Annotated in this window: 11 protein-coding genes and 2 pseudogenes; 3 read left to right on the top strand and 10 right to left on the bottom strand. The window is 46.2% G+C overall.

Annotated elements, in window-relative coordinates; genetic code table 11:
- Positions 1–61 precede the first annotated feature (61 nt).
- The 4 genes from C0Q44_RS12865 to C0Q44_RS12880 all read right to left on the bottom strand — a co-directional run bounded on the left by C0Q44_RS12865 (position 62) and on the right by C0Q44_RS12880 (position 4152).
- Entirely contained in the window at positions 62–1678 is a 1617-nt protein-coding gene (locus C0Q44_RS12865) for a sensor domain-containing diguanylate cyclase (protein ID WP_105407741.1), read from the bottom strand.
- Positions 1679–1842: 164 nt separating this feature from the next.
- A complete protein-coding gene (locus C0Q44_RS12870) occupies positions 1843–2580 on the bottom strand; it encodes a spermidine synthase (RefSeq protein WP_105407742.1) in 738 nt (245 codons plus the stop codon).
- A 163-nt stretch (positions 2581–2743) separates the two neighbouring features.
- Positions 2744–3646, bottom strand: coding sequence for a LysR family transcriptional regulator (locus C0Q44_RS12875; RefSeq protein ID WP_105407743.1), 903 nt, complete (start codon positions 3644–3646; stop codon positions 2744–2746).
- Between the two features lie 71 nt (positions 3647–3717).
- Entirely contained in the window at positions 3718–4152 is a 435-nt protein-coding gene (locus C0Q44_RS12880) for a MerR family transcriptional regulator (protein WP_258166300.1), read from the bottom strand.
- Between the two features lie 172 nt (positions 4153–4324).
- Between C0Q44_RS12880 and C0Q44_RS12885 the strand changes: the two genes are divergently transcribed.
- Both C0Q44_RS12885 and C0Q44_RS12890 read left to right on the top strand, forming a co-directional pair.
- Positions 4325–5179, top strand: a complete 855-nt coding sequence (locus tag C0Q44_RS12885) for an SDR family NAD(P)-dependent oxidoreductase (protein ID WP_105407745.1) — start codon at positions 4325–4327, stop codon at positions 5177–5179.
- 214 nt (positions 5180–5393) lie between these two features.
- Positions 5394–6557: an oxalate decarboxylase family bicupin gene (locus C0Q44_RS12890; RefSeq protein ID WP_105407746.1), complete on the top strand. Its 1164-nt coding sequence runs from the start codon at positions 5394–5396 to the stop codon at positions 6555–6557.
- Between the two features lie 109 nt (positions 6558–6666).
- Here C0Q44_RS12890 and C0Q44_RS12895 read toward each other — a convergent pair.
- The 3 genes and pseudogenes from C0Q44_RS12895 to C0Q44_RS12905 form a co-directional block, all read right to left on the bottom strand.
- Positions 6667–8639: pseudogene (locus C0Q44_RS12895) on the bottom strand (PTS fructose transporter subunit IIABC).
- A gap of 88 nt (positions 8640–8727) precedes the next feature.
- Complete coding sequence (pfkB, locus tag C0Q44_RS12900) at positions 8728–9639, bottom strand: 1-phosphofructokinase (RefSeq protein WP_105407747.1); 912 nt, start codon at positions 9637–9639, stop codon at positions 8728–8730.
- Positions 9640–9641: 2 nt separating this feature from the next.
- Positions 9642–10388 carry a DeoR/GlpR family DNA-binding transcription regulator gene (locus tag C0Q44_RS12905; RefSeq protein ID WP_105407748.1) on the bottom strand — a complete coding sequence of 249 codons (747 nt, stop codon included), beginning with the start codon at positions 10386–10388 and terminating at the stop codon, positions 9642–9644.
- A 190-nt stretch (positions 10389–10578) separates the two neighbouring features.
- Between C0Q44_RS12905 and C0Q44_RS12910 the strand changes: the two genes are divergently transcribed.
- Positions 10579–10932 carry a G1 family glutamic endopeptidase gene (locus tag C0Q44_RS12910; RefSeq protein WP_258166301.1) on the top strand — a complete coding sequence of 118 codons (354 nt, stop codon included), beginning with the start codon at positions 10579–10581 and terminating at the stop codon, positions 10930–10932.
- Positions 10933–11025: 93 nt separating this feature from the next.
- Here the strand turns inward: C0Q44_RS12910 and C0Q44_RS12915 are convergent, their stop codons facing one another.
- From C0Q44_RS12915 to C0Q44_RS12925, 3 genes and pseudogenes are all read right to left on the bottom strand, one after another.
- The gene (locus C0Q44_RS12915) at positions 11026–11511 is read right to left on the bottom strand and encodes a hypothetical protein (protein WP_105407749.1); all 486 of its coding nucleotides are present in this window, start codon (positions 11509–11511) and stop codon (positions 11026–11028) included.
- 137 nt (positions 11512–11648) lie between these two features.
- Positions 11649–13075: pseudogene (locus C0Q44_RS12920) on the bottom strand (FAD/NAD(P)-binding protein).
- A gap of 335 nt (positions 13076–13410) precedes the next feature.
- The gene (locus C0Q44_RS12925; protein ID WP_105407750.1) at positions 13411–13650 is read right to left on the bottom strand and encodes a DUF896 domain-containing protein; all 240 of its coding nucleotides are present in this window, start codon (positions 13648–13650) and stop codon (positions 13411–13413) included.
- Positions 13651–13694: the final 44 nt, after the last annotated feature.

Here is a 13694-nt window from a genome sequence, read left to right on the forward strand (position 1 = left end):
ATGTTAGGTGTAACCAGACCGAAGAAGCTGCCCCCTGTTCATACGGAAGCAGCTTCTTTGCTTATTTAATAACCGTCTGGATCGTAACGGTGCGGTTACGTCCCTCTTCCTTCGCTTGGTACAATGCATTATCTGCCAAGTGAAACAATTCTGTCGCTGTTGCGGAATGCAGCGGGAACTCCGCAATACCTGCCGATATAGTGACGGGACGATCTACAGGCACCACACTTTCTTCAACTGAAATTCGAATACGTTCAGCCATCTCAAAAGCCAAGTCGGACTCGGAATTCCGTAACAGAACGACGAACTCCTCACCTCCAAAACGAGCACAGATATCTTCTGGCCGCACCGATAATTGAATGATATTAGCGATGTGTTTTAGCACTTCATCCCCGGCGTGATGCCCGAATGTATCATTAATGGATTTGAAGCGGTCAATATCCAGAACAATAATGGAGAACGGATCTCCCTCCTGAATCCAGTCCTGAATGACTTCTTCAAAGGTTCTACGATTGTTCATCCCGGTTAATACATCTGTTCTGGCATCATAGGAAAGCTGGTCCTTCTGCTTCCTAAAGTTCGCCATGGCGCCAACAACCGTTCGTGTGAGAAGATCCGCCTCTCTGTTCCAGTGCGGCTTCAGTACGGACAGCTCCACTTGTCCCTTGTCGACCTGATTCACCAGATCACCCAATAGCACAAAGGGACGCGCAAGCTTGCGCGCAACCTGAATTACAATTAGAGTGAGTACCAGAAACGGGACTGAAGTATACAGCAACAACAACTGGATATGATGATTGAGCTGATCATACACCGTTTGGGTTGGAGACACGACCACAATGCCCCAGCCGGTTGAAGGAACTTTGTAATATCCCGCAAGGGAATCCACACCTGCCAGATTGTTGTATTGTTCTTTCCCCGTTTGGTCTTTTAGCAGCTTCTGCACCACTTTATTCTTGCTGACATTTTCACCTATTCGGTTGGTGTCTGGATGAAATAACAATGTGCCTTTCTGATCCACTATAAAGAAATATGAACCATTGCTTGTCTTCAACTGACTCCCAAAAGACAGACTCAAGATATTATTTTCCTGCAAATAAATATTGCCGCCGATCGTGCCCTTGTACTCTCCTGTCGAAGTAAAGATGGGTTCACTAACAAAAACAATTCTTCGCTTCGTTCTTGGTGTTTGGTATGCTTTGGAAATATACGAATCTCTCGACTTAATCGCTGCTTTAGCCGCTTCAGAACTAACATGCCGACCTATGCTGTCCTTTAAATAGGGTGATGTGGACAGGACAACTCCCGTCTCATCTACAAGCGAAATAGAGTTAAAATAGTTACTGCTATTACGAATCAAATCGAGTGTGGAACTCAGTTTATCCGTATCGGAGAAGTCCAATTCCGGGAAATATTTAGCTGCATATTTTAAGCTCTCCTGCATGGAACTAAAAAGCGAGTCCAGCGTTTGGCTTACTTGCACAGCACTTGCATAATTAAGGGACAGGGTGTTATCAATGAGTGACTGTTTCTGGGATGTATAGGATGAGATGACCATGATGGTTAATGTCATTAAGACCGAAATGGTAACCAACCCGCCAAGCAAAGCAGTAAGACTGATCTTCTTCGTATTTTTTAATTTTCTTCGTAATCTGGATACTCTCTTATGTGCAATCATGTTTACTTCCCCCGGATTTTCATGAAAAGGCATACTTATTTTATTTTACACGAAAGTTGTTAAGAAGATATAAAGAAGGTTTGATATCTTAACAATCAGATTACAAATACGACAATTCAATGACAGATAGATATTTATGGATTCCAACCAGCTGCAGCCCAACTTCAATCCATAATGATATACCCTTCTTCGGGCTCCTGTTCAACGAACCCTGCCATATGACGAATCTGAAATTCAATCGGGTGATTGCTTCCCATCAAAATACGATTCTGTACCTCATCCGCCGTTTCGGTTGGCAATGCGAATGCACGCGTATGGGCAAACTGCCCTTGAAGTGTCGTATAGATCGCATTCACAAGCGGGTCACTACCCGCACGCCCAAATACATTAAGGATCACAGATCCATCCGAGTCGAGCTTGTCCTTGACCATCGCAAAAAAAGAACTGGACGTAAACTGCTCGGGTGTACCCGTTGCCGAAAAAGCATCAATAATAATATAGTCATATGTTCCAGCAGGTTCCTGCTCTAATAATTCGCGACCATCCCCGATCAGAACAGGACTTCCATTATATCCAAAAAAGGTTTGGCTCAACTCAGCAACCTCTTCGTCCAACTCAGCCACCTTGACCTGACGATCCGACAAGTAGGTTGGTAGTGTGCCAATACCATGTCCTACCACAAATACGGAATCAAATTCAGAATTATTCCGTTCCATGAGATGCACCATCGCTCTGGGATATTCCAACACCATCCGGGCAGGCGTATCCAGATCTATCGCACCCTGCACCGCCGCGTTGGAGAACTCCAGAACACGAAAACGCCCTTTCTCTCCATACAGCCTGTTTGTATCATATACCGTCAGCTCATGCTGCTCACTTTTATTTCGATACAGAACTCTCACTAACCGTTCTCCCTTCGTTCTCTGGCTGTTAATCCATTGCCTATAATCATTCTATTATAAGGGATAACCATGCACCACCCTATGCCTGTTTGATGGAAAAAACAAAATAAAGACCGTTTCCGATCGCGCGGAAACAGTCTTTGCCATAACTTGCCCGTCATGTTCAAGATCCAATTGCCTCATGCAGAGCCTGAACATATTCCACTCCCAAGTTGGAGAGAGAAGTACTCTTGTGACTTATCCAACCTACATTAATAGACTCTTCACATTCCAGCGGAACAGGGATAATCTCATTGCCGTTCAGATCGGCACTAAGGACTCCGGTAGAGATGGTATAACCATTCAAACCAATCAACAGATTAAACAACGTTGCACGGTCATTGACCTGTATACTTTTGGGATGTGATAACGTACTCAGGATTTCTTCGGAAAAATGAAAAGAATTGTATTCCCCCTGATCAAAGGACAGGTATGGATAATCCTGTAATTGCTCAATGGCAACCGACTTCTGCTTCGCTAGCGGGTTCTTCACACTGATAAAGATATGCGGCTTGGCTGTGAATAGGCTTGTGAACACCAGTCCAGCATCCTTTAGCAATTTGTTAATGACTTTGTCATTGAATTCGTTCAGATACAGGATGCCGATCTCGCTACGCAGGCTTTTCACGTCTTGAATGATCTCATACGTCTTGGTCTCTCGGAGCGCCAACTCGTATTCATCCTGACCGTACTGCTGCACCAGACGTACAAAGGCATTCACTGCAAACGCGTAGTGCTGGGTGGATACCGAGAAATGCTGAGGCGATGGCTTGGCGTTCAGATACCGATTCTCTAGCAGTTCGGCTTGTTCCACCACCTGACGTGCATAACTCAGGAACTCCACACCTTCTTTGGATAGGGATATGCCCTTATTGGTCCGTTCAAAAATGGTAATACGCAGTTCCTGCTCCAGATCCCGAATGGCATTCGACAGGCTGGGCTGAGAGATAAATAGCCGTTTAGCCGCCTCATTCATCGAGCCCCGCGTAGCCACTTCAATCGCATATTTTAATTGTTGTAAGGTCAAGATTGAATTCCTCTTTTCGGTATCAATTGTACCTATTATATACCAAAAAGGCTCTAACTCTAAGTGGTACATCAGGAGAATATATTCTTTTTCTCAAACACAGACATCTGGTTCTCCCTCATAATAGGGTATTCATCAGGAAACATACTCCGCTTGTCCAGCTTCTCATTAATAAAATCAACCACCTGCTGCAATGAAGCAATCTGCGACTCCACTTTCTTCCGGTAATTCACCAGCATCTCTTGCTCATCAGGGAAGTCTGCGAGATCCGAATCCATAGACATCTGTAGGTAAGGCTTCATTTCATCCAAAGACATCCCTGTTTTTTTCAGACAAGTAATCAACTTCATCGTATGGATATCCCCCGGGCGATATACGCGATGGCGATTGGCCTTGCGTTCAGCTCGGGGAAGCAGTCCAATCTTCTCATAATAACGAATCGTATCTTCCGATATTCCGGCCTGCTCTGACGTTTCTTTAATGGAGAACACTTCATTATCGCTCATCATCACGAGCCTCCTCCACATTCATTTCTCTCCATAGTACAACTTGGAGTCAGCTCCAAGTCAAGCCATAATTCGTTTCTATGCTTACCCTTGACTTGGAGTCGACTCCAAGTTATAGAATGAACGCAGCATACAGATCCGTTCTGTAATCCCATTCATCCTGGAGGTATTTATGAATATACAAAATCAGCTTCGCACCGCTCTCATCACAGGCTCAACGTCGGGAATCGGTCTTGAACTCACCCGCAGGTTACTGGTTGAAGGATGGAAAGTCATCGGTCTCAACCGTTCCTCTTTCCCCGCCGATGATACCGATATCCAGAACGCAATACGTTCAGGCCAGCTCCGTTTGGTTCAAGCTAATCTGACCAACTATGACAATCTGAGAACTGCACTGGAGCTGATTAAATCCGATACCGATTCGATCGATGTCTTGTTTAACAATGCCGGAGGCAGCACGGCCGAACTTCAGTTCTCAGACCAAGGACATGAATTGCACTTTGAACTTCAGACCGTGGTCCCTTACATTATTTACATGGAATTAGTTGAGCTATTGCTCCAAGGACAAATGAAAACCGTCATTAATACTTCCACCAGCGCGTTCAACAGGGTCAAACAATTTGATCTGAACATCCTGGAACGTCCAACTGAATTCAAGAAGCTGTTTGGTCCATATGCCATTTCCAAGCTTGGTCTCTCGTTATGGACACATGAGGCTGCTAATTCTGCTAAATCCGATGGAATTCAGATTCTGAGCGTAGATCCTGGAGGAAATAATACATTAAAGGGCAACAAAACGTCCGGTCTGCCCTTCTATATCAAACCCGTCATGAGATGGTTCTTCCCTCATCCAAGTCATGGCGCTTCATTGCTCTACAATGCCGCCTTTTCACCAACTAGACATGAATCTGGTACGTTTCTGATTAAAAACAAGGTAGCTACCCTTCGTTTCACAGAGCACGGCGCTGCAGTTTTAAACCGGGTAAACGAGATCTACGAGCAACGTTTTTGCACAACGCATGTCTGAAAAGCCTTCATTCAACCATGATACTCAGGATAGGTAGTACGCCTACCGGATTTTATTGAAACGATTACCCAAATATCTTTAGAGCGTGACCGCACTCGGTCACGTTATTTTTGTCGTCCGTCTTTCATAATAGCCAGGCTCCGATTCATAGTTGTAATAGTGTCAACACACACAGTGCCCATTAAAATCTGCACCCTACCAGGAGGAAAATAGAATGAGTGAAAGACAGCACAGTAACGGAAAACCATATAATGTACCGCAACCGATACGTAAAGATGGCGCTGGTGGGCCTGATCTGGGACCCCGAGATGTTATGAGAGACATACAGAATCCAGACATGCTGGTACCTCCGGCAACCGATAATGGATTATTGCCTAACCTGAGAATGTCTTTTTCCGATACACATATGCAGCTGAACCATGGGGGATGGTCGCGTGAAATCACGGTGCGGGATCTGCCAATTGCGACGACACTGGCCGGTGTGAATATGAGTCTGACTCCAGGAGGCGTGCGTGAACTGCATTGGCATCAGCAGTCCGAGTGGGCCTATATGATCTGGGGAACAGCGAGAATCACCTCCGTTGATCAGAACGGGCGTAATTTCATTTCAGATGTCGGACCTGGCGATCTCTGGTTTTTCCCCAAAGGTCTACCCCATTCCATTCAGGGACTGGACGATGGGTGTGAATTTCTGCTCGTGTTTGATGATGGCTCTTTCTCTGATCTAAATACGTTATCCATATCCGACTGGTTTGCTCATACACCACCAGAGGTTTTGTCACTCAACTTCGGCGTACCCGAATCTGCTTTTCAATCGATGCCGAAGGAACAGGTCTATATTTACCAAGATACCGTCCCGGGTTCCATCGAGAGCCAGGAAGTTCAATCTCCATACGGCACTGTTCCCCTCACGTTCAAACATCGATTACTGGCCCAGGAACCGCTCATTACACCCGGAGGAAGCGTGCGGATTGTCGATTCCACCAACTTCCCCATCTCGACCACTGTTGCCGCTGCCCTCGTGGAGATCAGACCCGGGGCCATGCGTGAATTGCACTGGCATCCCAATGCAGATGAGTGGCAATACTATTTGACAGGACAAGGAAGAATGACGGTCTTTGGAGGAAATGGTGCTGCACGGACTTTTGACTATCGTGCTGGAGATGTTGGATATGTTCCTGTAGCCATGGGACACTATATACAAAATACCGGTACAGACACCTTGTGGTTTTTGGAGATATTCAGAAGTGACCGTTTCGAAGATGTTTCACTAAATCAGTGGATGGCTTTAACCCCTCGCGATCTGGTCCGTGACAATCTGAATGCACCACCCGAGCTACTGGATGCACTCCGCAAAATCAAATGGCCTGTTGTATAATCTAGCATGCGTCTCTATCCTCTGACCGGAAATGGGGGGGGGAATAAAAAAGGCAACTCCCAAGTGAATTTCACTTGGGAGTTGCCTTTGTTCATTTCATATATTATTGTTACTTCACAAGGGTAGGCGACTTCTTCCACAGTCCTAGAATCAGACCGGAAATCACCGAACCAATCGCCACAGCGAGCAGGAACAGAACTGCATGATTCGCCAATGCTGCAACGAAGATTCCACCATGCGGAGCCGGAACGTTAATACTCCACAGCTGCGTTAGTCCGCCAGCAACAGCGGAACCGATGATACAGGATGTCAATACCCGCAATGGGTCAGCGGCTGCAAATGGAATTGCACCTTCCGTGATGAAAGATAATCCAAGTACATAGTTCGTCAATCCTGACTTGCGTTCTTGCTCCGTAAATTTGGATTTGAAGAATGTCGTTGCAAGGGCAATCGCCAGAGGAGGCGCCATACCCCCTGCCATAACCGCTGCCATCCATGCACCGTCTGTGTTACCGCTGGATGTGAATACACCAATCGCGAACGTGTAAGCCGCTTTGTTGAACGGTCCGCCCATATCGATGGCCATCATGCCACCAAGTAACAAACCAAGCAATACCTTATTTCCGGTCCCCAGATTACCAAGCGCTTCTACAAGCCATGTGTTCAGAGAACCAAAGATCGGATCAAAGACATAGAAGCTGATGGCACCCACGATGAGCAAACCGAATACCGGATACAGCAAAATTGGTTTCAAGCCATCAATGGCTTTCGGCAATCCCTTGAGTGCCTTGCGAAGACCAATAACTACATAACCTGCCAGGAAACCGGCAGCCAGCCCCCAAGGAAACCGGCGTTGGAGTTAACCGCCATCAATCCACCGACCATACCTGGCATCAGGGCCGGGCGATCGCCGATACTCATCGCAATAAATCCGGCAAGGACTGGAATCAGGAAGTGGAATGCACCTGTTCCGCCACCAATGGTTTGAAGTAATTGCACAATCGGATTATCAGGGCTAGCAATCTGTTCGAATAAGAAGGAGATCGCAAGCAGGATACCCCCACCTACAACAAATGGCAGCATGTGCGAGATTCCGTTCATCAGGTCTTTATAGATTTTGCTACCTACACTTACCTTGCCAGCGCTTGCGCCCTCATCCTTGGCATTTCCGCCTTGGCTGCGATAGATCGGCGCATCGCCATTCACGGCCTTGCGAATCAACTCTTCGGATTTGCGAATTCCATCGCTCACCGGTCTTTGCAATACCGGTTTGCCATCGAAGCGTGCCATCTCCACATTTTTGTCTGCGGCAACGATGACCCCTTTGGCGCGGGCAATCTCATCCGCAGTCAGAACATTCTGTGCGCCTTCGGAACCGTTTGTCTCCACGCGAATATTAATGCCCATTTCCTGAGCTTTCTTTTTGAGTGCATCTTCAGCCATAAATGTATGAGCTATTCCTGTTGGACATGCTGTTACCGCAACGACAAAATCTTCCGAATTCGCGTTACCTACAATCACACCAGAGGTACTCTGTTTCTGATCGTTAGCGTTACCTGAGCCGGATGCAGCATTCGCTTCTTTTTCCGCTTTTGCTTTCTCCTTGGCTGCTTCTTTCTCCGCTGCTTCAGCCTGTTTGGCATCAAACAATGCACTTACTTCTCCCGGTGTATCCGTACTCATCAACTGTGAGATGAAATCGCTATCAATCAACAACCTGGAAAGAGCTGCAAGCGTACGCAGATGGGTATTCCCAGCACCTTCAGGTGCTGCAATCATGAAGAATACATGAGCGAGCTGATCATCCAGCGCTTCAAAATCAAGTCCTTTTCTACTCTTGGCAAATACAACTGTTGGTTCATTCACCGCCGTTGTTTTGGCATGTGGCATAGCAATTCCGCCACCGATGCCCGTGCTGGATTCAGCTTCTCTTTTATAGATCATTTCCTTGAACAGGACCGGATCATTGATACGTCCGCTTCGGTTCAGGCTGGCAATTAATTCATCAATAGCCTCATCCTTGGTTGTAGCCTGCAGGTCCATGATCATCGTTTCCCGGATCATCAAGTCTGTTATTCTCATCTTGGTACACTCCCTTAAAGTTCAGTCGGCCTAAGCTATGCAGGCCTCACTACATTACATTTCAATACTTTATATATGCCTTGTTAGACTAAATCGTCGTAATAGTGACTTGATTGCGAAGTTCGTCGATCCGTTCCCGTGTTGCCAGGTCATCCGAGAAAGCGGTCGCGCTTCCAGATGCAACCCCTGTTCGGAAGGCTTCCAGCAGATCTCCGTTCAGTACATAGGTACCTACGAATCCGCCAATCATGGAGTCTCCGGCACCAACCGAGTTTTTCACAGTCCCTTTTGGGACGTTGGCGTGATGAACTTCCGTTTGGGTAATGAACAACGCACCTTCGCCTGCCATGGAGATCAGAACATGCTTCGCACCGGCTTCGAGCAACTTGCGTCCGTAGACGACCAGTTCATCCCGAGTCTCAATGGTGACACCGAACAGTTCGGCCAGTTCATGATGATTCGGCTTCACCAACAATGGTTCGTGTTCAAGAGCTTCCATTAGGGCCGGGCCAGTTGTATCAATCACGAATTCGGCACCCGTTTGCTTGCAGACTTGAATGAGACGATCATAGAAATCCGTTCCAAGTGAAGGTGGTATGCTTCCGGAGAGAATGACCATATCTCCTTTTTGCAATGAAGACAATTTGTGAAGTAACTGCTCTGCCTCTTCAGCACTTATTGCAGGTCCAAGACCATTAATCTCGGTCTCTTCTCCATGCTTCAGCTTGATGTTAATGCGCGTATCATCTGCAATCGTAACAAAGTCTGTCCGGATGTTATCTTCTTGCAACTTGTCATTAATGTAACGTCCCGTGAATCCACCAAGGAAACCAATGGCCGTGTTATCTGCCCCAAGTTGATTCAGTATGCGAGAGACATTAATGCCTTTGCCACCAGGAAGTTTCAGATCCCGATTCATTCGATTCAATCCGCCAAGCTTCAGCTCATCCACTTGCACGATGTAATCAATGGACGGGTTTAGTGTTATTGTATATATCATTGTTATCCCTCAATTATTTTAGTTTTCTGGGCGATTCCAGGCCGCCAGTGTTCTGGCATATGCTCGGTAATCAAATCGGCCTCCTCCAAATCAAATAATTTGGCAAAAGTAATTTCCCCTATTTTGCTGGAATCAGCCAGCACATAAGATTTTCCCGACAATTGATGTGCACGCCTTTTAATCAAGGCTTCCTCCGGATCAGGCGTTGTATACCCCATTTCGGGGTCCACTCCATTGCTTCCAAGAAAACATTTATCAAAACGGAAATTATCCATGTTCTGTAATGCAATACTGCCAATGACTGCCTTCGTATGAATCTTCATCATACCTCCGAGCAAATAACTGCGAATACGCTTACTCACCAATGCTTCAACATGTGAAAGTCCATTGGTCACAACCGTCACGTCTTTGGCTTCAATAAAAGGAATCATCGCTAACGTCGTTGTTCCTGCATCCAGATAAATGCATTCGCCATTTTCGATCTCCTGTGCAGCCAAACGAGCAATCGTTGTTTTTTGTTGAATGTTTTTGAACGTTTTCTCTTCCATGCCGGGTTCTAGTCGTTTTTCATTCACCAGTGCAGCGCCGCCGTGGATACGTTTGAGCATCTGACGACTCTCCAGATCAATCAAGTCACGTCTAATCGTTGATTCGGAAGCACCAAGCACATCGACAAGCTCTTGCAGTTTCACAATCCCCTGTAAATGTAAGCGCTCTATAATTGCAGAATATCGTTCTTCAGTCAGCATCTTCATTCCTCCAACTGCTTCTATAGTATCATAATCTCCACAAAAAACAATCATTTTCATTCAAAATAATTTAAAAACATCCAAACAACCGCATCTTACGACTTATTTTCTTGTCCAATTGTCCCTTTCCCCGACTCCAGAACACGCATCTGATAATCTAGTCCCTATTTTATCTAAGGTGGGACCTGATTTGACAGACCGTCCACACAAACGGCGTAAACCCTGTGCCCTGCATCCGAAAAAGAAGGCTGCCTATCCCCGCTTCGGATGGATCTCATCCAACTGGAGTGGCTACGCTCTTACAGGATTACCGAACCCCTACCGGCGCATCTCAGCGGAATGGACTGTCCCCTATGTACTACCTTGCACACGTAACTCCTATTCATCCGCCTGGATTGGGATTAATGGCTTCGAGAACACCAGTCTCATTCAGACCGGGACAGGTCACGACTGGATTCAAGGGAAGCCCAGCTATTATGCCTGGTGGGAGATCCTGCTTGAAATTGATTCATTTAACAAACAAAGTTTATTTCATGTTCTTTAAAGGGTATCCCTATGTTCTTCATATCCCCTTAAAAATCCTGCAGCCTCCAGCGCTTTATGCGTGGCGTTGCAGGATTTTGCTTTTCAAGGGCGTTTATGACTCTACCACCGTTGCATCCGGTTTGGGTTTAAGCCATTGACCACGCTCATTAATAAAAGCTCCCTTGAAGCGGCCCATCTCCAATTGTTCAATCAGTTTCTCCTCGTCCATAACCAGAATCTCAGCCAATTGCCCCGAGGTGTAATAATGAGCGGGATTGTAATCGAGCAGCACAGGAACAGCCGTATCATATAGTTCTTTGATCAGATTTTCGAAGGAATGCCGACCCAGATTCTCCATGTCTCTATAATAATGCAAATGTTGGGATACCATATTACGAAACGATTTATTCTCCAAATGCATCCACAACGTATTGCAAGCCTGAACACTCATATAATTTTGTTCCACATCATAAAATTGAACTTCTTCAATCTTCATGTACTTCTCTTGAAATGCAACAATTTTAATCAAAGGTACCTTTCGTTGACGCGACGCTTTCTTCACATGCGATCTAAATTGCTCATAGTTCATTTCATTCATCTATTATCCCTGCCTTTAACATGTTCCAACCGACATTTTACAACAAATTAAAGACAAGTGTAACCTCATATGGCGAAAAACAAAAAAACGTGCAACATCAGATGCCGCACGCTCACAATCTTATGGAGTGCATTGACTCAGCCGAGGGCACCACTTTTCACCCACGTAGCCGTAAATTCTTGTTCTTCATACGCATAGAATTGTTGCAAAATAACCTCCCGATCGTCAAGGAACAACTGATCCGCAATGGCAGTGACCAGTTTGGGCACCGCGCTCTTGGTCCCCGATATTGCCGATGCCGACAGACCACAGCTGGCAAGTGCAGAGTAATTGAATACAAACAGTCCATGCAACGGCTTCTCACCTTGCTCGGTTTTGCTGGTCATGGCAAACCCCGAACTCAGAAACGGATGTGCGTCCAATAATGCATTGCGATGCTCTTGCGGAGCCTGATAACAGTCCTCCCAACGTGCAATATACGGCTCCACAAGTCGGAGTTCTGGTCGAAGCGCCGGATCAGTAAGAAGACCTGTACTAATAATCAGAAAATCAAACGTGAATTGGCCTTGCATCGTATCCACTAGAGCCCCATGGTCTGTAGCCTCTACATGGAGCCAAGGCGAGTTCAGGTGCAGTTCAAATCCAGGCCAGGCTGCCGCACGATTAAACGTATCGTTCGTGGGCGGTTGATTGAATTTGAAGAAATGAGAGATCACTGCATATTTATCAGCAACCGGCAAAGCGTGGTATCGTTCTATCATACCGGATTGTTCCATCTGCCGAATGAGATTGACACTGGGTAGTTGTTCCCGACGTACAAATACATGGGCTTCGGCCACACCGGCGGCAAGCGCATAGCTTGCATTATCAAAAGCGGAGGCGCCGCCGCCGAGCACGGCAATCTTTTTACCTTTTAACCGATCAAAATCAATATCTTCAGACGTATGGGCATACAGCGCTCGTGGCAGCCTGTCAGCAATCATCGGGGGTACATGCCACTCCCCGCCCCCTGTATTCCGGTAGCAAGCACCACTTTGCGAGCAAGAATTACATCCTTCTGCATTCCTGCCCTATTCACAAGAAGTCGATGTATTCCGTTCTCTATGGGCTCAACAAGTGTCAATTTCACTTCATTCAGTACGGGCAGATTCAACACTTCACGATACCAGCGCAAATAATTCATCCAATCTCCGCGCGGAATTTTATCTAACGTTTCCCATCCTTCGTGCCCGACCTGTGCTTCCCACCATGAGCGGAAGGTCAAAGACGGGATGCCGAGATCGATGGAGGTCAGATGCTTGGGTGTACGCAAAGTAACCATACGCGCATACGTTTCCCAAGGTCCTTCAAGCCCTGCTGTGTTCTCATCTATGACGATAATATTAGAGATCCGTTCGCGAAGAAGTCCGAATGCTGCCCCCAATCCGCTCTGCCCCCCACCCACAATGACGACATCATAGACATGACCTTCTGCATGCTCTCTTGGGCGTACCCAATCCGTCCCTCCAAAGGACAAGTAAGCCAGATCATTCTTCACACGTGCATTCAAAGCTTCAAGGCTCATGATTCATCAACCCTTTCGAGGTACGCATATGAGTTCATCTTTCGTCAGATATTCTAATGTAGGTTACTTGTTAGTTATGTTCGATAAATGTGACCTTCCCCATGAACTCGTAAAATATATTAGCGTTATTATATGAGTTACCCTAGCTTTTTTGAAGTTGGTGGCAGACTTATTGTCATCTAACCTAAAAATAACTGACATGCTTGTTAATCTTCACGAAGTATCTGACAAGTTGGTACCTGCTTTAGTATTGAAGGATCGCCTGGACGTTCGATTTGCAGAAAATAAAAAAGACAGACCAAGTTGTAACCTTGATCTGTCTTCACGAAGGAATGCTATTGGCCTGCCTGTTCACGGCGCTGCAATTTTTCATTGGTTAACTTCTCGGGGGTAACATCATGACCCAGCGGGTCTACAACGGATACTCCCAGCATAGTTGTCAGCACTTGGCCTCGAATAGCCTGCAAGTATTCTTTTCTAAGCTCAGTCTGCTCACTTTGTTCTGCTTTTGTCAAACCGGCGCTACTGCGTTGCTTTCTACTTAATTCGTTAATACGTCCCAAAATAGGAATCATGGAATACACCTCACTTGTTAGTGCGATTTCCAAATATATTTCGA

It is taken from the genome of Paenibacillus sp. PCH8, assembly GCF_002968835.1.
GTDB lineage: Bacteria > Bacillota > Bacilli > Paenibacillales > Paenibacillaceae > Paenibacillus.

Coding starts and splice junctions, on each gene's coding strand:
- C0Q44_RS12865 (WP_105407741.1), bottom strand. CDS start 1,678: ATGATTGCACATAAGAGAGTATCCAGATTACGAAGAAAATTAAAAAAT.
- C0Q44_RS12880 (WP_258166300.1), bottom strand. CDS start 4,152: ATGAGCGATAATGAAGTGTTCTCCATTAAAGAAACGTCAGAGCAGGCC.
- C0Q44_RS12885 (WP_105407745.1), top strand. CDS start 4,325: ATGAATATACAAAATCAGCTTCGCACCGCTCTCATCACAGGCTCAACG.
- C0Q44_RS12890 (WP_105407746.1), top strand. CDS start 5,394: ATGAGTGAAAGACAGCACAGTAACGGAAAACCATATAATGTACCGCAA.
- pfkB (WP_105407747.1), bottom strand. CDS start 9,639: ATGATATATACAATAACACTAAACCCGTCCATTGATTACATCGTGCAA.
- C0Q44_RS12905 (WP_105407748.1), bottom strand. CDS start 10,388: ATGCTGACTGAAGAACGATATTCTGCAATTATAGAGCGCTTACATTTA.
- C0Q44_RS12915 (WP_105407749.1), bottom strand. CDS start 11,511: ATGAATGAAATGAACTATGAGCAATTTAGATCGCATGTGAAGAAAGCG.
- C0Q44_RS12925 (WP_105407750.1), bottom strand. CDS start 13,650: ATGATTCCTATTTTGGGACGTATTAACGAATTAAGTAGAAAGCAACGC.